The sequence below is a fragment of the Streptomyces sp. NPDC001714 genome, assembly GCF_042892755.1.
In the GTDB taxonomy this organism is placed as follows: Bacteria; Actinomycetota; Actinomycetes; order Streptomycetales; family Streptomycetaceae; genus Streptomyces.
On sequence record NZ_JBIAUL010000013.1, the window covers coordinates 23260 to 40927 of the forward strand.

Consider the following 17668-nt stretch of genomic DNA (forward strand, 5'->3'; position numbering starts at 1 on the left):
GGGCGTGTCCGGGGCGGGCCCAAGTCCTCACGCCCTTGCGGAGTCCGCTCAGACGCGATACATCGTGTGTATTGACGAGTCCGGTCGACTCGCGATATGTTCGGCCACGGATATTCGGAGACGAGGTGATCGGTGTGGCGATGAAGCGGCGCAAGCTCAGCAATCCCCTGGCGCTCGTCGTGCTGACGACCCTCTGGCAGAAGCCGATGCATCCGTACGAGATCGCCCAGACCATGCGCCGTCAGGGCAAGGACACCAGCACCCGGATCAACTACGGCTCGCTCTACACGGTCATGCAGAACCTGGAGAAGCACGGCTTCGTCGAGGTGGCCGACGTGGAGCGGCAGGGCAACCGCCCGGAGCGCACGGTCTACGGCATCACCGACGCCGGGCGCGAGGAGATGATCCACTGGCTGTCCGATCTGATGGCCGTCCCCGCGAAGGAGTACCCGATCTTCGAGACGGCGCTCTCGCTGATGGGTGCCCTGCCGCCCGACGAGGTCGCGCACCTGCTGGAGACGCGGCTGAGCTCCCTGGAGGTGGAGGTCGCCGGCGGCAGGGCCGTGCTCGAGAAGCTGCACGAGACGCTGCCCCGGCTCTTCGTCGTCGAGGTCGAGTACCACCTGCACATGCTGGAGGCGCAGACGGACTGGGTCCGCGGCTTCGTGCGGGAGATACGGGACGGTTCGCTGCCGGGCGTCGAGGGCTGGCGCCGGTTCCACGAGACCGGCGAGTTCCCGCCGGAGTTCACGGAGGTGGGACAGCAGTAGAGGAAGCTGCGAGAGAAACAGACCCCGGCGGAGCTGTTGGAGCAGCTCCGCCAGGGTCTCGGACCCCGAGCTGAATCCGCCGTGGGGCAGATCCGGGCGATCGAGGTGCGGCACATCCAGGATAGCCCGGCGCTCCTCAGGTGGATCAGCTGTCATCCCCTGTCATCTGTCATCCGCTCATTCAGGAGAGCCCTGTCATGAACACCCGTGCGCCCGCAGTGCAGGCGCGCCAGCTGATCAAGACCTATCCCGGTGACGTCACCGCGCTGAACGGCATGGACGTCACCGTCGAACCCGGCACCGTCTTCGGGCTCCTCGGGCCCAACGGCGCCGGCAAGTCCACCACCGTCAAGATCCTCACCACCCTGGCCCGCCCGGACTCGGGCACCGCCACCGTGGCCGGCCACGACGTGCTGCGCCACCCCGACCGGGTGCGCCGCGCGATCGGCGTGGTGGCCCAGAACTCCGGCGCCGACCCGGTCGCCACCGGCCGGGAGAACCTCCAACTCCAGGGCAGGCTCTACGGTTTGCGCGGGGCCGGGCTGAATCGCCGGGTCGACGAGCTACTGGACCGCTTCACCCTCACCGAGGCCGCCGGCCGCCAGGTCAAGGGCTACTCCGGCGGCATGCGGCGCCGGCTCGACGTGGCCCTCGGCCTGGTCCACCGCCCCGAGGTGCTCTTCCTCGACGAGCCCACCACCGGTCTCGACCCCGAGGCCCGCACCGCGATGTGGGACGAGATCGGCCGGCTGGCCGGCCAGGAGGGCCTGACCATCCTGCTCACCACGCACTACCTGGAGGAGGCCGACCGGCTCGCCGAACGGATCGCGATCGTCGACCGCGGCCGGGTCGTGGTCGAGGGCACCCCCGACTCCCTCAAGGGCGAACTGCGCGGCGACGCCGTCCACGTGGAGCTGCGCGAGGCGCCCGGGGAAGCCGGCCGCACCCTGCTCACGGGCGCGCTGACCGGACTGCCGGGCGTGCACGAGGCGCTGTTCGACGGGCGTCGGATCAGCGCCCGCGCCGACGACGGGGCCGCCGCGATGCCGGCGCTGCTGGCCGCCCTGGAGCGGGCCGGGGTGACCGTGGTCGCCGCGACCGTCGCCCGGCCCTCCCTCGACGACGTCTACCTGCGCTACGCCGGCCGCCGTTACGCGGAGGCCGACACCGCCGACTCCGGCTCCCTCACCCTGGCCGGAGGTGCGCGATGAGCAACGCCCTGTCCCAGACCTGGTACATGACCCAGCGCCAGCTGGTGGTGTTCGCCCGGCAGCCGGCGTTCGCCGTCATCACCCTGATCCAGCCGGTGATCTGGCTGTTCCTGTTCGGCAACCTCTTCAGGAAGGTCGTCGAGCTGGGCGGCTTCGGCACCACCTCCTACCTCGACTACCTGGTGCCGGGCGTGGTCGTGATGAGCGCCCTCAGCTCCAACATGTGGGCGGGCATGGGCACCCTGGAGGAGATCCAGCGCGGCACCCTCAACCGGTTCCTGACCACACCGGTCAGCAGGGCCGCGCTGATGAACGGCAACGTGGTGAACAACGGCCTGGTCACCGCCGGCCAGTCACTGATCATCGTGCTGCTCGGCCTGCTGGGCGGCGCCGACTACCCGGGTGGAATCGGTGGCACAGCCGTCCTGCTCGTGGCCGCGGTACTGCTCGGCACGATCTTCGGCGCGCTGTCCAACGCGCTCGGCATGCTGGTGCGGGAGCGAGAGTCGATCATCGGGATCAACACCTTCCTGCTGCTCCCGCTGACCTTCCTGTCCAGCGCGTTCATGGCGCCGTCCCAGATGCCCGGCTGGATGCGGCACATCGCCGACTTCAACCCGCTCAACTGGGCGATGGTGGCGAGCCGTTCGGCGCTGTCGGCGGACCCCGACTGGGGTGCGGTGCTCGGCCGCGGCGGGGCGCTGCTGGCGCTGGCGGTGGCGGCCGTGTGGCTGTCGATCAGGACCTTCAGGTCGTATCAGCGGTCGGTGTGACCCGCGCGTCGCGCCGGCGGTCGGAGTGACCGGCAAAGGGCGGCGGCACCTCCTCGCGAGGTGCCGCCGGTCCGCTCAGGCCGCGGCCGCGCCGCCCTCCTGCTCCGCCTCGATCCGGGCGTTCCACTCGCGCTTGGAGGCCTGCCAGCCGTCCTCGTTGTGACCGAGACGCCAGTAACCGGAGATCGACAGGTCCTCGCGCGGGATCTGGCGCTCGACGCGCAGCAGCGCCCGCAGCTCCTTCACGAAGCTCGCCTCGCCGTGCACGAAGGCGTGCACCCGGCCCTCCGGGAAGTCCAGCGCCCGTACGGCGGCGACCAGGGCCTCGCCGACCGGCCGTTCGCCCCGGTGCAGCCAGACGACCTCCACATCGGAGTCGATCTTCTGCTCCTCCTCGGGGCCGGAGACCTCGACGAAGGCGAACGCCTTCGCCCCGGCCGGCAGGGACTCCACAGCGCGGGCGATCGCCGGCAGCGCGCTCTCGTCACCGGCGAGCAGATGCCAGTCGGCGCCCGTGTCGGGGGCGTAGGCGCCGCCGGGGCCCATGAAGCGCACGGTCTCGCCGGGCTGCACACGGCAGGCCCACGGCCCGGCCAGGCCCTCGTCGCCGTGCACCACGAAGTCCAGGGTCAGCTCCCGGTGTTCGGGATTCCAGGAGCGCACGGTGTAGGTGCGGGTCACCGGCCAGTGCTCGCGGGGGAACTCGGCGCGGATCCGCTCCAGGTCGAAGGGCTCCGGATAGGTGACGCCCGCCGGTCCGAAGAGGAGTTTCACGTAATGATCGGTGCAGGTGTCCGCGGCGAAGTCGGCCAGCCCGTCACCGCCGAGGACCACGCGCTGCATGTGCGGGCTCAGCCGTTCGGTGCGCACCACCTGAGCGGAATGGGGCTTACGCGGCTTACGTCCCGGGCGCTCTGCCATGACCGGCCTCCCTGCTCAATTGGTTAGGTTTACCTAAGTTAGCACTTCCCTTCCGGTTAACACCTCTTCCATGAACACTTGATGGGCGGGTTTTGCCGGAAGCATTCCTTCAGGCCTCAGGCCTCAGGCCTCAGGCCTCAGGCCTCCAGCGTCACCAGCAGGCGGTTCAGCGAGCCGCCCAGACCCCAGCGGGCGGCAAGGGTGTTCAACCGCGCCGGGTCCCGGGGGGCCTTCGGCAGAGCTGTGTCGACGTCCGGCAGCGGTACGTCACCGGCGACCCGGACCACCTTCGGCGCCACGGCGACATACGGCCGGGCCTCGTCCAGCCGCTTGCGCTGCGACGGCGTGAGCTTTGCCTTCGGGTCGTCGACCGCGGCCATGATCCCGGCCAGGTCGCCGAACTCGGCGAGGAGCTTCGCCGCCGTCTTCTCGCCGATGCCCGGCACCCCCGGCAGGCCGTCGCTCGGGTCGCCGCGCAGCAGTGCCAGGTCCGCGTACCCGCCTCCGTCGACCCCATACTTCTCGCGCAGCCACGCCTCGTCGGTCGTCTGCAGCGTGCCGACACCCTTCAGCGGGTACAGCACCCGCACCCCACGCGCGTCGTCCACCAGCTGGTAGAGGTCGCGGTCGCCGGTGACGATGTCCACCGGGCCCGCGGCGCGCGCGGTGAAGGTGCCGATCACGTCGTCGGCCTCGTACCCGGCGACACCGACCCGGGCGATGCCGAGCGCGTCCAGCACCTCCTCGATGACCGGCACCTGCGGGGAGAGGGTGTCCGGCACCTGCTCCTCGTCCGGCCCCGTCTCGTGTTCCTCGGCGACCCGGTGCGCCTTGTAGGAGGGGATGAGGTCGACCCGCCACTGCGGCCGCCAGTCGGCGTCCATGCAGGCCACCAGCAGGTCCGGGCGGTGGTCCTTGACCAGCCGGTCGATGAAGTCCAGCAGCCCGCGTACGGCGTTCACCGGCGTGCCGTCCGGCGCCTTCACGGAGTCCGGGACGCCGAAGTAGGCGCGGAAGTACAGCGAGGCGGTGTCGAGAAGCATCAGTCGTGCGGTCACGCCAGGCATCATGCCGTACGGCACTGACGGCGACGGGCTCCCCGTGCGGCCGCCCGTGTGGTGAAGTCCACCCCGCCCACCCCGCTCCGGACCCAGCGGGGGCCGTAGCCTCTGACGACTTCGGCCCCGGCACCAGTCAGCCCTCCCTGCACGCCGACGGCACCAGGCGGATGGGTCCTCGCCTACGAAAAGGATCCGGCCAACCACATAGCGCTACGGCACTACCCAAGCCTTTCAGCCCTGCTGGCCGGAACGGCCGACCGTGCGTTCGACGCGCCCCGCACCCTGTCCCGCTGCGCCGCGGGCACCCCCGACGTCACCGCGATCCACGGCGACACCGTGGAACTGACCGGCCACTACCGCACCGACTGCGCCACCGACCGCCAACTCCGGGCCGCCCCGCGGGACTTCACGCTCTGGCGGGCCGGCCCCGATCACCGCCTCGACCAGGTACTCCTCGCCTGGGGCACCGCCGGGAACATCGGCGACCGCGCACGCATTGAACTCGTGGGGCGCCCTCTCGTCCTGATCGAGGGCCAGCGCCTGCGGAACGACTTCGGGAGCTGGTCCACGTATGCCTACGACCCCGCCTCCGGCCGGGCCGACCGGCTGAGTCCGCGCACCCCCGGCGGCAGCCGGGCCTTCGCCGATCCGCTGGCCGCGCTGATCACCGACCCGGGCGGTCGTCCGGCCCTCCTGGTCAGCGTGTTCGTCCCGGAGGAGGAGGCCGCGCCCGGTGAGTCCGGCGAGCTCGGGTACTGGCGCGAACTGTGAGGGTCGCGCTCACCGGACGTGACAGGGATGTGACGGCCGCCTGAAACGGTTTGCCGAACATGCGTAGGGTGCAGAGAACCCATCAGGAGGGGCCCGGCCCGAGCGGGGCACCCGAAGGACGGAACGACGAGCGAAGGAGGGAGCCGGAGCGATGGGCGACCACAAAGACCAGCAGCCCGTGCGGGTGGGCGCGGCAGTCCGGCGGCGCCGCCGTGCGCTGGAGCTCACCCTCGCCGTCGTGGCCGAGCGCAGCGGCCTCTCGGTGCCGTTCCTGAGCCAGGTCGAGAACGACAGGGCCCGCCCCAGCCGCACCTCCCTGGAGAAGCTCGCCGACGCCCTGCGCACCACGGCCGTCGAACTCCTCGCCGCCGCCGACCCGGCGTGCAGCGTCGACGTCGTACGCGCCGACGGCGCCACCGAGCCGGACTTCGCACCCCAGGTGCGTTCCCTGGTCCGCGGTCACCACCAGCTGCACGCCTCGGAGTTCACCGGCGACCACGACGCCGGCCGCGAATTCCAGCACCGCAACGACGAGTTGATGTACGTCGCCGACGGCGCCGTGGAGATCGAGGCCGAGGGCCGCGCCTACCGCCTCGGCCGTGGCGACACCCTCTACCTCACCGGCGGAGTCCGTCACCGCTGGCGCGCGACGGTCCCGGACACCCGGGTCATCGTGGTCGCGGTGGCGGAGCACATCGAGGCAGTCCACGATCGCCAGCGCTGACAGCCCCGGTTCCCGGTCGCCTCACTCCGAAGCGCCCCGCAAGGGGCGCGGGGAACTGCGCGACCAGCCACAACGTACCCGCACAGGACCACGGCGCGTAGTCTCCTTGGTCCCCTCCCTCACCGAGGCCATCGCAGAAACGCTCCCTGACGTCCTCGTCGGCGCCACGGACTGGTGCACCCACCCCGTCGGCCTCGGCCTCACCCGCATCGGCGGCACCAAGAACCCCGCCCTCGACCGCATCCTCGCCCTCGCCCCCGACCTGGTGGTCGCCAACGAGGAGGAGAACCGCGCCCCCGACCTGGACGCCCTGCGCACCGCCGGCGTGGCGGTCCTGGTCACGGAGGTGCGGGACGTACCGCAGGCCTTCCGCGAGCTGACGAGAGTACTGGCCGCGTGCGGGGCGAGCGGCCGCCCCCGCTGGCTGGACGAGGCGGAGCAGGCCTGGTCGGCACCGATGCCCGAGCCTTTCGCGACGGCGGTCGTACCGATCTGGCGGCGGCCGTGGATGGTCCTGGGCAGGGACACGTTCGCGGGTGACGTGCTGGCCCGGCTCGGCGTCCGCAACGTTTTCGGAGACCACCCCGAGCGCTACCCCCGCGTCCCGGTCGGGGAACTGCTCGACGCGGCCCCCGACCTGGTCGTCCTCCCGGACGAGCCCTATCGCTTCACCGCCGCCGACGGCCCGGAGGCCTTCCCCGGGCTGTCGTGCGCACTGCTCAGCGGACGGCACCTGACGTGGTACGGACCGTCACTGGCCGAGGCGCCACGGGTGCTGGGCGAGGCCCTGCGAGCAGCTCACCGCTGAGCAGCCCGCGTACGGTGCCGGAGGCGGCCGCGAGCCAGCCGGCGACGAGCAGGCCGTACAGACCCACCGCCAGCCAGTGGTAGCCGGAGAACCCGGTGTGCCGCCCGAGCGCGGTGGCGCCCGTGACACACGTGCCCACGGGGAAGGTGAAGGCCCACCAGGTCATGGCGAACCGCATGCCGTGCCGCCGGGCCCGCACCACGTGCGCGCTCGCCAGCGCCAGCCACAGCAGCGCGAACCCCATGACCGGAACGCCGTACAGCACGGCGAGGAGGCCGAAACCCGCCGCGTACGGTGCCGGTACGACGCCGGGGGCGAGGTCCGCGAAGGCGCCCACCGCCGTCGTGGACTGCCCGAGCGGGCCCAGCACCAGGAAGATCGTCGGCGTCAGAACGGGGGGCAGCGGACCGCCGGTGACCAGCCGGGCGAAGACGAGCGTCAGCATCAGCAGCGTGGCCAGCAGGCTCAGCCCGAAGAGCGCGAAGCAGCCGTAGAGCAGGGCCTCGCGGGGCTGCCCGGGCGGCAGACGCGGGACCAGCTGCGGCCCGAGCGCGGCCGACACCATGGGCGCGACCAGCGGCAGCAACCACGCCGGGGAGGCCTGACCGAGCTCGACCCGGTGGCGTACGGCCAGCAGGTACGGCACGGCGACGGCGGCCACGAGTCCCACCGCGGTACCGGCGACGAACAGCACGGAGTCGAGCGCGACGGCGGCCGGCTCGCCGATCCAGTTCCGCCCGAGGGCGAGGGCGCCGCCGCCGACGGCGAGCAGGGCCATGGCCAGGCACCCGTAGAAGGGGGCGACCGCGGGGTCGCGGAGGTGGGCGAGGGCCTGGTCGCGGTGGTAGGCCCAGTGCAGGGCGCGGGCGGCCAGCAGGACCAGGAGCTGCACCAGGGACAGCGCCCAGATGCCGACGAAGAGCTCGCGCGGGCCGTCGGCGCCGAGTGCGGCACCGCCGAGGGCGAGGGCTGCGGTGCCCATGACGGACGCGTACCAGTTGGGGCCGAGATTCCGGACTGCGATGACCATGAGTCCACGGTCCTGCCGTTGTGGGGCCGCGACCAGGGAGTCCTTCTCTATGGGGGCATAAGCTGGTCTTATGAGCGAGACGGAGGAACGGGCGGGCGGCGGCACGCTGGCGCACCGGGTGCCGGACCTCGGCGCGCTGGAGCTGCTGCTGGCGGTGGCGCGGCTGGGCAGCCTCGGGGCGGCGGCGCGGGAGGTCGGCATCACCCAGCCGGCGGCCAGCAGCCGGATCCGCTCCATGGAACGGCAGCTGGGCGTGGCCCTGGTGGACCGGTCACCGCGTGGCTCCCGGCTCACGGACGCGGGGGCGCTGGTGACCGACTGGGCGCGGCGGGTGGTGGAGGCGGCGGAGGCCTTCGACGCCGGGACGCAGGCGCTCCGGGACCGGCGGGACTCGCGGCTGCGGGTCGCGGCGAGCATGACCATCGCCGAGTACCTGCTCCCCGGCTGGTTGCTCGCGCTGCGCGCCCAGCGCCCCGATACGGCGGTGTCCCTGCTCGCCGGCAACTCGGCGGCGGTGGCGGAACGGCTGCTCGCGGACGAGGCGGACCTGGGTTTCGTGGAGGGCCTGACGGTCCCGCACGGCCTGGACTCGGCGGTGATAGCCCACGACCGCCTGATCGTCGTGGTCGCGCCCGCCCACCCCTGGGCCCGTCGCCGACGCCCGCTCGCCGCGGAGGAGCTGGCGGCGACCCCGCTGATCCTCCGCGAACGCGGCTCCGGTACCCGCCAGGTCCTCGACGCGGCGCTGGGCGGCCTGGCCCGCCCGCTGATCGAACTGTCGTCGACCACGGCCGTGAAGGCATCGGCGGTCAGCGGCGCGGGTCCGGCGGTCCTCAGCGAACTGGCGGTGGGGGAGGAGCTGTCGATGCGACGGCTGGTCAGCATCCCGCTGGAGGGCATCGCACTGCGCCGCGACCTACGAGCGGTCTGGCCAACAGGCCACCGCCCGACCGGCCCGGCCCGCGAGCTCCTCTCCCTGACCCGCGGCTGACGGCCCCAGGGGGCTCCGCCCCCTGAACCCCCGAACCCTCCGCCCACCCACCACCCGACTCGGTCACCTGAAAGGGAGCCCGCGACCCGACCCGTCTGGTGTTTGGGGGGAGCCCGCGATCCGACCCGTCTGGTGTTGGGGGGCGTGCCGTCCGACCCGTCTGGGTTTTTTGGGGGGCGTGCTGTCCGGTTTGTCTGGTGTTTGGGTGAGCGTGCCGTCCGGCTTGTCTGGTGTTTGGGGGGAGCCCGCGACCCGACCCGTCCGGTGTTGGGGGGGGTGTGCCGTCCGACCCGTCTGCTGTTTGGGGGGATCTATCCGGCTTGTCTGGTGTTTGGGGGAGCGCGCCCTCCGGCCTGTCTGGTTTTTTTTGGGGGGGGCGTGCCGTCCGGCCTGTCTGGTTTTTGGGGGGCGTGCCCTCCGGCCTGTCTGGGGTTTGGAGGGGAGCGGACCCTCCGGTTCGTTCGGCGTTTGAGGATGACGGTCGGCCGGCGCCACATTCCAGCCCGTCCGGCGTTTGAGGACGAGGCCGTTCAGGCCGATGCGGGGGTGCGGGGGCGGCAGCCCCCGAAGCGGGCGGTCGAAGGGGGTACGCCCCCTGGAGGACGGGACGGGTAGGGGCGGCGGGGGCGAAAACCCGGCTCAGGACGCCGACGCGGCCGCGACCAGCGCCCGCATCACCCGCAGATCCTCCCCCATCTCCGGATGCCACTGCACCCCGAGGACCCACCCGCGCTCGGCGGCCAGCTCCACCGCCTCGACCGTGCCGTCCGCCGCGTGCGCAGACGCGAGCAGCCCCTCCCCGAGGCGGTCCACCGCCTGGTGGTGGAAGGTGGGCACGGCGGTCTCCTCCGGGACCGTCTCGGCGTACCGCGTACCGGGGACCGGCTTGACGTCGTGGCGGCCGAAGACGCCGGGCACCTCCGCGTGGCCGTCGATGTGCTGCACCAGGGTGCCGCCGAGGGCGACGTTCAGGAGCTGCATGCCCCGGCAGATGCCGAGCAGCGGCAGCCCGGCCGCCAGTGCCGCGTCGATCAGGGACAGCTCCCACGCGTCCCGGGCGCGGGCGGGCCGGCCGGTGCGGGGATCCGGCTCGGCGCCGTAACGGACCGGCTCCACGTCCGGGCCGCCCGCGATCACGAGGCCGTCCAGCCGGGCCACGGTCGCCGCCGCGTGCCCGGGGTCGTCCGGCGGCAGCATCGCGGCCAGCCCGCCCGCCCGCTGCACCAGGCGCGGGTAGCCGGCCGGCAGCAGGGCCGCCTCCAGCTCCCAGACGCCCCAGCGCGTCCCGGCCTCCAGGTATGTGCTCACGCCGATCAGCGGCCGTCCGGTCATGGACCCCTCCCGTTGCATAAAGGTGTGCGTGCGTACCTTTATGGCATGCCTGTGGGCCGTTACGCCAGAAAGCCCCGCAGCAGCGCCGCCGTCCCCGCGCAGTGCTCCCGCATCATCTCCCGCGCGCCGTCCGCGTCCCCGTCCAGCACCGCCTCCACCAGCGCGATGTGCTGGCGCTGCGAGTGCTCCAGGTTGCGGACCAGGAGCGGGATGCAGTCGAGGAGGTCGTTGACCGTGGCCCGTACCGCCGCGTACTGGGCGGTGAGGGAGGGGGAGCCGCACAGTTCGGCGATCGTCAGGTGGAGCAGGGTGTCCAGGCGGCGGTAGTCCGCCAGCGGTGCCTCGTGGGTGCGGGCCAGCGCCTCGCGGAGGCGGAGCGCCTGCTCGCCGGTCAGCCCGTGCGCCGCGCACAGGCCCGCCGCACCCACCTCGAGGACCTCGCGGAAGCGCAGCACGTCCTCGATGTCGACCTCGGCGATCCGGCGCCGCAGCTCGTCCTCGCCGCCCGCGTCCGTGCGCGGCAGCACGAACGTCCCGCCGTACCGCCCGCGCCGGGACTCCACCAGGCCCTGGTCCTGAAGCACCTTCAGGACCTCGCGCAGCGTCACCCGGCTGATCCCGAGCCGCTCCGCCAGCACCCGCTCGGCGGGCAGCCGCTCGCCGCCCGGGACCAGGCCCAGCCGGACGACCTGCAGGATCTGCTCCAGCGCCTCCTCGAAGCCGTTGCCCGCCCGCACCGGTCGCAGCACCGGAGTCAACGGGTCGTCGAGGGCGCCGTCCGCGTCCAGCGACATATGGCCGTACCCCCTTCCCAAGCAATGGTTCTCTTCAATACCTTAGAGCCCCCCACCCGGCCGCAGAAGCGCAGCACCATCGCGAAAGAAGCCGAAGGAGCTCCCGTGGCAGACCGCACACCCCCGCTGAGCGTCGAGGAACTGCACACCCACGTCGCCAGCGGTGAGATCGACACTGTCGTCCTGGCCTTCCCCGACATGCAAGGGCGGTTGCAGGGCAAGCGGTTCGCCGCCCGTTTCTTCCTCGACGAGGTCCTGCGCCACGGCACCGAGGGCTGCAACTACCTCCTCGCCGTCGACACCGAGATGAACACCGTCGACGGCTACGCGATGTCCTCCTGGGACCGTGGCTACGGCGACTTCGCCATGCACCCCGACCTCGCCACCCTCCGCCGTGTGCCCTGGAATGCCGGCACCGCGATGCTCATCGCCGACCTCGCCTGGAACGACGGCTCCCCGGTCGTCGCCGCGCCCCGGCAGATCCTCCGCCGCCAGCTGGAGCGCCTCGCCGAACTCGGCTACACCGCACAGGTCGGTACGGAGCTGGAGTTCATCGTGTTCAAGGACACCTACGAGGCTGCGTGGGACGCGAACTACCGGGGGCTGACCCCGGCCAACCAGTACAACATCGACTATTCGGTGCTGGGGACCGGCCGGATCGAGCCCCTGCTCCGCCGGATCCGCAACGAGATGGCGGGCGCCGGACTGACCGTCGAGTCCGCCAAGGGGGAGTGCAACCCCGGGCAGCACGAGATCGCGTTCCGCTACGACGAGGCCCTTGTCACCTGCGACCAGCACGCCATCTACAAGACCGGCGCCAAGGAGATCGCCGCCCAGGAGGGCGTCTCCCTCACCTTCATGGCCAAGTACAACGAGCGGGAGGGCAACTCCTGCCACATCCACCTGTCGTTGACGGACGCGGACGGCCACAACGTCTTCGCCGCCTCCGACGGGCACGGCATGTCCGACGTGATGCGGCACTTCCTCGCCGGGCAGCTCGCCGCCCTCCGCGACTTCTCGCTCCTCTACGCCCCCAACATCAACAGCTACAAGCGGTTCCAGCCGGGCTCCTTCGCCCCGACCGCCGTCGCCTGGGGCCAGGACAACCGCACCTGTGCGCTGCGCGTCGTCGGCCACGGCCGCTCGCTGCGGTTCGAGAACCGGCTGCCCGGCGGCGACGTCAACCCGCACCTCGCCGTCGCCGGCCTGGTCGCGGCCGGGCTGTACGGCATCGAGCAGCAGCTGGAACTGCCCGAAGCCTGCGCCGGCAACGCCTACACCGCCGACTTCGCCCACGTCCCGACCACCCTCCGCGAGGCCGCCGAGCTCTGGGAGAACAGCCCCGTCGCGAAGGCCGCCTTCGGGGACGAGGTCGTCGCGCACTACCGCAACATGGCCCGCGTCGAGCTGGAGGCCTTCGACGCCGCGGTGACCGACTGGGAGCTGCGCCGCTCCTTCGAACGCATGTGAGGCACCCCTTGTCGCAACAGTACGAACTCGACGTCCTCAACCCGGCCACGGAGGAGGTGATCGCGACCGTCCCGGGGGCCGTGGAGGAGGACATCGACACCGCCGTACGACGGGCCGCGCGGGCCCAGGAGCGGTGGGCCGCCCTCGCACCCGGCGAACGGGCCCGGCTGCTGCGCCGGTTCGCCGTCACCGTCGACGAACACCGGGAGGAACTCGCCCGGTCGGAGGTCCGGGAGGCGGGACACACCATCGGCAACGCGCGATGGGAGGCAGGCAACGTCCGGGACCTGCTCGACTACGCGGCCGGGGGAGTGGAACGGCTCACCGGCCGTCAGATCCCGGTCCCCGGCGGCCTCGACGTCACCCTCCTCGAACCCCTCGGAGTCGTCGGCGTCATCGCCCCCTGGAACTTCCCCATGCCCATCGCGGCCTGGGGCACCGCCCCCGCCCTCGCCGCCGGCAACGCCGTCCTCCTCAAGCCCGCCGAGACGACCCCGCTCACCGCCCTCCGCCTCGCCGAACTCGCCCTGACGGCGGGCCTGCCCGAGCACCTCTTCCAGGTGCTGCCCGGCCGCGGCGACATCGCGGGCGAGGCCCTGGTCCGCCACCCCGGCGTCGCCAAGATCGTGTTCACCGGCTCCACCCGGATCGGCAGGCGCATCATGGCGCTCTGCGCCGACCAGGTGAAGCGCGTGACCCTCGAACTCGGCGGCAAGAGCCCCAACCTCGTCTTCGCCGACGCCGACATCGAGGCCGCCGCGGCCGCCGCCCCCATGTCCTTCCTGGACAACTCCGGCCAGGACTGCTGCGCCCGCACCCGCATCCTCGTCCAACGCCCGGCCTACGACCGCTTCCTGGAGCTCCTCGCCCCCGCGATCGAGTCCGTCACCGTCGGCGACCCGGCCGACGAGCGGACGGACATGGGCCCGCTGATCTCCAAGGCCCAGCTGGAGCGGGTCCGTTCGTACGTCGACGCGGACGCGCCCGGCGTCCGGGGCAAGGCGCCCGAGGGCCCCGGCTTCTGGTTCCCGCCGACCGTCCTCACCGGCGTCGACCCACGCGCGCGCGTGGCCGCCGAGGAGGTCTTCGGACCGGTCGCCGTCGTCATCCCGTTCGAGGACGAGGCCGACGCGATCCGGCTCGCCAACGACACCGACTACGGCCTCTCCGGCTCGATCTGGACCCGCGACGTGGGCCGCGCCCTGCGCGTCTCCCAGGCCGTCAAGGCCGGCAACCTGTCCGTCAACTCCCACTCCAGCGTCCGCTACTGGACCCCCTTCGGCGGCTTCAAGCAGTCGGGGATCGGCCGCGAGCTCGGCCCGGACGCGCTCACCGCCTTCACCGAAACCAAGAACGTCTTCATCAGCACGGAAGGCCCCGCACAGTGACCGCTGAGACCCCTGACATCGTCTGCCGCCGGCTCGTCGGCCGTACCGCCGTCATCACCGGAGCCGGCAGCGGCATCGGCCTCGCCACCGCGCGGCGGCTGGCCTCCGAGGGCGCCCACGTCGTCTGCGGCGACGTCGACGAGACCCGCGGCAAGGCCGCCGCCGAGGAGGTCGGCGGCCTCTTCGTCAAGGTCGACGTCACCGACGCCGAGCAGGTCGAGGCGCTGTTCAAGACGGCCTTCGACACCTACGGCAGCGTCGACATCGCCTTCAACAACGCCGGTATCTCGCCGCCCGACGACGACTCCATCCTGGAGACCGGACTGGAGGCCTGGAAGCGCGTCCAGGAGGTCAACCTCACCTCCGTCTACCTGTGCTGCAAGGCCGCCATCCCCTACATGAGGCAGCAGGGCAAGGGCTCCATCATCAACACGGCGTCCTTCGTGGCCCGGATGGGCGCGGCGACGAGTCAGATCTCCTACACCGCCTCCAAGGGCGGGGTCCTGGCCATGTCCCGTGAACTGGGCGTGCAGTTCGCCCGGGAGGGCATCCGCGTCAACGCGCTCTGCCCCGGACCGGTCAACACCCCCCTGCTGCAGGAGCTGTTCGCCAAGGACCCCGAGCGGGCCGCACGCCGCCTGGTGCACATCCCGCTCGGCCGGTTCGCCGAGGCCGAGGAGATCGCCGCCGCCGTCGCCTTCCTGGCCAGCGACGACTCCTCCTTCGTCAACGCCAGCGACTTCCTGGTGGACGGCGGGATCTCTGGGGCGTACGTCACGCCCCTCTAGGAGTCCGTGTACGGACCCCGACCCCCGTCCTACAGTGCGGGAGTGAGCATGACGCCGCCGCCCGGCTGGTACGCCGACCCCGAGGCCCCGCACCTGGAGTGCTGGTGGGACGGACGGGACTGGACCGAGCACCGGCGCACCCCGTCCGGCCTCCCCGTGCCGCCTACCCCGGCGGCACGGGCGTCCGGACGGGCCAAGGCGGTCGCGCTGACGTCCGCCGCTGCCGTGCTGGCGACGGCGATAGTCTCCGGCGCGACCGTGCTCCGCACCGACGAGGCGAGCGGCGGAGCCGACACCACGGTCCGCGCCGCCCCCAGCGCGGCGGCGCCCCCGTCGCTCGTCGTCGACCAGCTCAACGGCATCACCCTGCCGGTGCCGGCCGGCTGGACCGGCTCCTCGTACCTCGCCCAGGACGACGTCGTGATGACCACCGACGGCACCTACGCCTGCCCGGCCCACACCGGCCGGTGCCGGCACGGCCAGGTCCTCAGCGGTACGGCGGGCAGCGCCGACGGCGCCTCCCCGCGCACCGCCGCCGAACGGGACGTACCCGACGCGGCCGAGGCGGCCTACGGCCACGATCCCGGTGGCCGGCGGCCCTTCGGCGGCATCCGGTCCCACCAGGTCGTCAGGTCCGGACGGGTCGCGGTGGCGGGCCGCGACGGCTACCTGGTCCGCTGGCGGGTACGGACCGCCGACGGACCGGGCGGCTACGTCCAGTCCGTGGCCTTCCCGTCCGCCACCGGCGTCCCGGCCCCGGCCGTCGTCCGCTTGGTCTTCGACGCGGGCCCGGACGGACCGCCGCTGTCCGACATGGACAAGATCACCAGCGGCATCCGCCCGGTCGGTTAGAGGTCAGAGGAAGGTGTGACCTTCACCCCGGTACGTCGGTACGGTCGCCGTCACCCGGTCGCCCTCGACCAGCTGCAGCTCGGCGAACCGCTCGCACAGCTCGCCCGCCTTGGCATGCCGGAACCACACCTTGTCGCCGATCAGCAGGTCGTCAGCGGCGGCGCCGAGCAGCGGGGTCTGCACCTCGCCGGGACCCTCCTGGGCGTCGTACGACAGCCCCTCCGGCAGGTACGGCACCGGGAGCCGGTCCGGGCCCGCGACGCCCGAGGCCGGGTAGCCGCCGCCGAGGACCGTCACGACCCCGACACCGGGGCGCCGTACCACCGGCATGGCGAAGAGCGCGGCCGGACGGCCGGTGAACGACGTGTAGTTGTCGAAGAGGCGCGGCACGTACAGACCCGATCCGGCCGCTATCTCGGTGACCGCGTCCTCTGCCGCCGTGGTCTGCACACTGCCCGTGCCGCCGCCGTTGACGAACTCCAGGTCCGGCGCCACCGCCCGGACCGCCCGCACCACCGCGCCGCGCCGCTCGGCCAGTTCACGGCGGGCGGTGGCCTGCATCAGCCGCACCGCGCGGGAGCGTAGCGGCCGGCCGGCGACGTCGTCCCCGACGCCGGCGATGTGCCCCTCGTACCCCATGATCCCGACCAGCCTGAAGCCCGGCCGCCGGGCCACGGTCCGGGCCAGGTCGGCGAGCTGGACGGGGGAGTACAGCGGCGAGCGCCGGGCCCCGACCCGCACCCGGCCCCCGAACAGCTTCAGCGAGGTGTCCAACTCCAGGCAGACCCGGACCACTTCGCTGCCGCCGTCACGGGCGGCGTCGATCAGGTCGAGGTGCGCCGGGTCGTCGATCATCACGGTCACGGCGGCGGCCAGCTTCGGATCGGCGGCCAGCTCCGCGAACGCGCTCCGGTCGGCGGACGGATACGCCAGCAGGACGTCGTCGAACCCCGACCGCGCGAGCCACAGCGACTCCGCGAGCGTGAACGACATGATCCCCGCGAAGCCCTCCTTCGCGAGGACCCGTTCCAGCAGGTGGCGGCAGCGCACGGACTTGCTCGCGACCCGGATCGGCTTGCCGCCGGCCCGGCGCACGAGATCGTCCGCGTTGGCGTCGAAGGCCTCCAGATCCACGATCGCGAGAGGGGCGTCGAGGTGGGCGGTGGCCCGGTCGTAACGGGCCCGGTCGGCGGCGCGCGCAGTCATGAACGAAGCCTGCCAGACAGGATTACCGCAGGGTAGGGGGACGATCCGGGCAGAAGCCGCGGGCCCGCGGACTGGTTGCCGTTCGCGCTCGCACAAGCCGTAGAGTGACGCGCAGGTACGGCGGAACGGCCCGGCCGCCTGACCCGCGCCGGGATACGGATCCGCGCGTGCGGGTATGCGTGCCCGGGGGCGGACGCCTTCGCGCCGGGGAGCACGACGGCCCGTACGAGGAGTTGGCCCGGGCACGAGGAAACGGGGGGGCATGAGCGGCGAAGCGCAGCACGCCCCGAACCCGCGACGCCCCGCGCCCGGCCCCGCCCCGACGGAGCCCGCCGGGGAGCCCGCGCCAACGGCCGACGGGGCCCGGCCGGGCAACGGCGGGAACGGCCGGGGCGATGTCCCGCACGCGGCCCACGTGTCCGGCCGATCGGATCGACCGGGGTACGACGGCGACGGCCGGGGCGCTGTCCCGGGCACGGCCGACGCGTCCCGCCGGGCGGACCGGCCCGGGTTCTTCGACCGGCCGAGCCGGGTGAACCGGTCGCAGCGGCCGGACGTATCCACTGGCGGGGCCGGGACCTCCGGGCAGGACCAGCTGCCGGGACGGCCCGGTGGGCAGCAGAGTCGTGATGAGCGGACGAGCCGGGGCGGTGCGGTGGGGCAGGTCGAACAGGGTGCGGGGGACCGGGCTGTCGGCCGCTCGACGTCCGCCGAACGCATCGTTCGGCCCCGCCGTCCCAGCCTCCGACCCCCGCAGGACCAGCCGCCCCGGAGCACC

At 72.7% G+C, this 17668-nt stretch carries 17 protein-coding genes; 11 read left to right on the forward strand and 6 right to left on the reverse strand.

The window, feature by feature from the left end; all coding sequences use genetic code 11:
• Window positions 1–140 precede the first annotated feature (140 nt).
• From ACFY0P_RS30485 to ACFY0P_RS30495, 3 genes are all read left to right on the forward strand, one after another.
• Window positions 141–770, forward strand: coding sequence for a PadR family transcriptional regulator (locus ACFY0P_RS30485; RefSeq protein ID WP_388920839.1), 630 nt, complete (start codon window positions 141–143; stop codon window positions 768–770).
• A 197-nt stretch (window positions 771–967) separates the two neighbouring features.
• On the forward strand, window positions 968–1981 hold the full coding sequence (locus tag ACFY0P_RS30490; RefSeq protein WP_388920098.1) for an ATP-binding cassette domain-containing protein: 1014 nt from the start codon (window positions 968–970) through the stop codon (window positions 1979–1981).
• Window positions 1978–2754 carry an ABC transporter permease gene (locus tag ACFY0P_RS30495; RefSeq protein WP_388920101.1) on the forward strand — a complete coding sequence of 259 codons (777 nt, stop codon included), beginning with the start codon at window positions 1978–1980 and terminating at the stop codon, window positions 2752–2754. The genes ACFY0P_RS30490 and ACFY0P_RS30495 overlap by 4 nt, the downstream gene beginning before the upstream one ends.
• A gap of 75 nt (window positions 2755–2829) precedes the next feature.
• Here ACFY0P_RS30495 and ACFY0P_RS30500 read toward each other — a convergent pair whose 3' ends face one another.
• Together ACFY0P_RS30500 and ACFY0P_RS30505 are read right to left on the reverse strand one after the other, a co-directional pair.
• On the reverse strand, window positions 2830–3675 hold the full coding sequence (locus ACFY0P_RS30500) for a siderophore-interacting protein (protein WP_388920103.1): 846 nt from the start codon (window positions 3673–3675) through the stop codon (window positions 2830–2832).
• 137 nt (window positions 3676–3812) lie between these two features.
• Window positions 3813–4742, reverse strand: a complete 930-nt coding sequence (locus ACFY0P_RS30505; RefSeq protein WP_388920842.1) for a 5'-3' exonuclease H3TH domain-containing protein — start codon at window positions 4740–4742, stop codon at window positions 3813–3815.
• Between the two features lie 330 nt (window positions 4743–5072).
• Here ACFY0P_RS30505 and ACFY0P_RS30510 point away from each other — a divergent pair, with 330 nt between their 5' ends.
• From ACFY0P_RS30510 to ACFY0P_RS30520, 3 genes are all read left to right on the forward strand, one after another.
• Complete coding sequence (locus tag ACFY0P_RS30510) at window positions 5073–5507, forward strand: hypothetical protein (RefSeq protein ID WP_388920106.1); 435 nt, start codon at window positions 5073–5075, stop codon at window positions 5505–5507.
• A 151-nt stretch (window positions 5508–5658) separates the two neighbouring features.
• Window positions 5659–6231 (forward strand): helix-turn-helix domain-containing protein, encoded by a 573-nt coding sequence (locus ACFY0P_RS30515; protein WP_388920108.1) that lies wholly within the window; start codon window positions 5659–5661, stop codon window positions 6229–6231.
• Window positions 6232–6337: 106 nt separating this feature from the next.
• A complete protein-coding gene (locus tag ACFY0P_RS30520; protein ID WP_388920111.1) occupies window positions 6338–7039 on the forward strand; it encodes a helical backbone metal receptor in 702 nt (233 codons plus the stop codon).
• Here ACFY0P_RS30520 and ACFY0P_RS30525 read toward each other — a convergent pair.
• Complete coding sequence (locus ACFY0P_RS30525) at window positions 6951–8069, reverse strand: TDT family transporter (protein WP_388920113.1); 1119 nt, start codon at window positions 8067–8069, stop codon at window positions 6951–6953. The two genes, ACFY0P_RS30520 and ACFY0P_RS30525, sit on opposite strands and share 89 nt — an antisense overlap.
• A gap of 70 nt (window positions 8070–8139) precedes the next feature.
• Here ACFY0P_RS30525 and ACFY0P_RS30530 point away from each other — a divergent pair, with 70 nt between their 5' ends.
• Window positions 8140–9060 carry a LysR family transcriptional regulator gene (locus ACFY0P_RS30530; RefSeq protein ID WP_388920116.1) on the forward strand — a complete coding sequence of 307 codons (921 nt, stop codon included), beginning with the start codon at window positions 8140–8142 and terminating at the stop codon, window positions 9058–9060.
• Between the two features lie 639 nt (window positions 9061–9699).
• Here ACFY0P_RS30530 and ACFY0P_RS30535 read toward each other — a convergent pair.
• Both ACFY0P_RS30535 and ACFY0P_RS30540 read right to left on the reverse strand, forming a co-directional pair.
• The gene (locus ACFY0P_RS30535; protein WP_388920119.1) at window positions 9700–10392 is read right to left on the reverse strand and encodes a gamma-glutamyl-gamma-aminobutyrate hydrolase family protein; all 693 of its coding nucleotides are present in this window, start codon (window positions 10390–10392) and stop codon (window positions 9700–9702) included.
• Window positions 10393–10451: 59 nt separating this feature from the next.
• Window positions 10452–11186, reverse strand: coding sequence for a FadR/GntR family transcriptional regulator (locus tag ACFY0P_RS30540; protein WP_388920122.1), 735 nt, complete (start codon window positions 11184–11186; stop codon window positions 10452–10454).
• Between the two features lie 105 nt (window positions 11187–11291).
• Between ACFY0P_RS30540 and ACFY0P_RS30545 the strand changes: the two genes are divergently transcribed.
• The 4 genes from ACFY0P_RS30545 to ACFY0P_RS30560 are packed head-to-tail and all read left to right on the forward strand — an operon-like array spanning window position 11292 to window position 15684.
• Window positions 11292–12656 (forward strand): glutamine synthetase family protein, encoded by a 1365-nt coding sequence (locus ACFY0P_RS30545; protein ID WP_388920125.1) that lies wholly within the window; start codon window positions 11292–11294, stop codon window positions 12654–12656.
• An 8-nt stretch (window positions 12657–12664) separates the two neighbouring features.
• Window positions 12665–14044: an aldehyde dehydrogenase family protein gene (locus ACFY0P_RS30550; RefSeq protein ID WP_388920128.1), complete on the forward strand. Its 1380-nt coding sequence runs from the start codon at window positions 12665–12667 to the stop codon at window positions 14042–14044.
• Entirely contained in the window at window positions 14041–14832 is a 792-nt protein-coding gene (locus ACFY0P_RS30555; RefSeq protein ID WP_351704150.1) for a 3-oxoacyl-ACP reductase, read from the forward strand. The genes ACFY0P_RS30550 and ACFY0P_RS30555 overlap by 4 nt, the downstream gene beginning before the upstream one ends.
• A 48-nt stretch (window positions 14833–14880) precedes the next feature.
• Window positions 14881–15684 (forward strand): DUF2510 domain-containing protein, encoded by an 804-nt coding sequence (locus ACFY0P_RS30560; protein WP_388920845.1) that lies wholly within the window; start codon window positions 14881–14883, stop codon window positions 15682–15684.
• A gap of 3 nt (window positions 15685–15687) precedes the next feature.
• Here ACFY0P_RS30560 and ACFY0P_RS30565 read toward each other — a convergent pair whose 3' ends face one another.
• Complete coding sequence (locus tag ACFY0P_RS30565; RefSeq protein WP_388920131.1) at window positions 15688–16890, reverse strand: amino acid deaminase/aldolase; 1203 nt, start codon at window positions 16888–16890, stop codon at window positions 15688–15690.
• Window positions 16891–17668 lie beyond the last annotated feature (778 nt).

Excerpts from the sequence above, each read along its gene's own strand:
- ACFY0P_RS30530 (WP_388920116.1), top strand. The coding sequence starts at position 8,140 with ATGAGCGAGACGGAGGAACGGGCGGGCGGCGGCACGCTGGCGCACCGG.
- ACFY0P_RS30535 (WP_388920119.1), bottom strand. The coding sequence starts at position 10,392 with ATGACCGGACGGCCGCTGATCGGCGTGAGCACATACCTGGAGGCCGGG.
- ACFY0P_RS30505 (WP_388920842.1), bottom strand. The coding sequence starts at position 4,742 with ATGCCTGGCGTGACCGCACGACTGATGCTTCTCGACACCGCCTCGCTG.
- ACFY0P_RS30490 (WP_388920098.1), top strand. The coding sequence starts at position 968 with ATGAACACCCGTGCGCCCGCAGTGCAGGCGCGCCAGCTGATCAAGACC.
- ACFY0P_RS30565 (WP_388920131.1), bottom strand. The coding sequence starts at position 16,890 with ATGACTGCGCGCGCCGCCGACCGGGCCCGTTACGACCGGGCCACCGCC.
- ACFY0P_RS30500 (WP_388920103.1), bottom strand. The coding sequence starts at position 3,675 with ATGGCAGAGCGCCCGGGACGTAAGCCGCGTAAGCCCCATTCCGCTCAG.
- ACFY0P_RS30495 (WP_388920101.1), top strand. The coding sequence starts at position 1,978 with ATGAGCAACGCCCTGTCCCAGACCTGGTACATGACCCAGCGCCAGCTG.
- ACFY0P_RS30525 (WP_388920113.1), bottom strand. The coding sequence starts at position 8,069 with ATGGTCATCGCAGTCCGGAATCTCGGCCCCAACTGGTACGCGTCCGTC.
- ACFY0P_RS30485 (WP_388920839.1), top strand. The coding sequence starts at position 141 with ATGAAGCGGCGCAAGCTCAGCAATCCCCTGGCGCTCGTCGTGCTGACG.
- ACFY0P_RS30560 (WP_388920845.1), top strand. The coding sequence starts at position 14,881 with ATGACGCCGCCGCCCGGCTGGTACGCCGACCCCGAGGCCCCGCACCTG.
- ACFY0P_RS30540 (WP_388920122.1), bottom strand. The coding sequence starts at position 11,186 with ATGTCGCTGGACGCGGACGGCGCCCTCGACGACCCGTTGACTCCGGTG.
- ACFY0P_RS30515 (WP_388920108.1), top strand. The coding sequence starts at position 5,659 with ATGGGCGACCACAAAGACCAGCAGCCCGTGCGGGTGGGCGCGGCAGTC.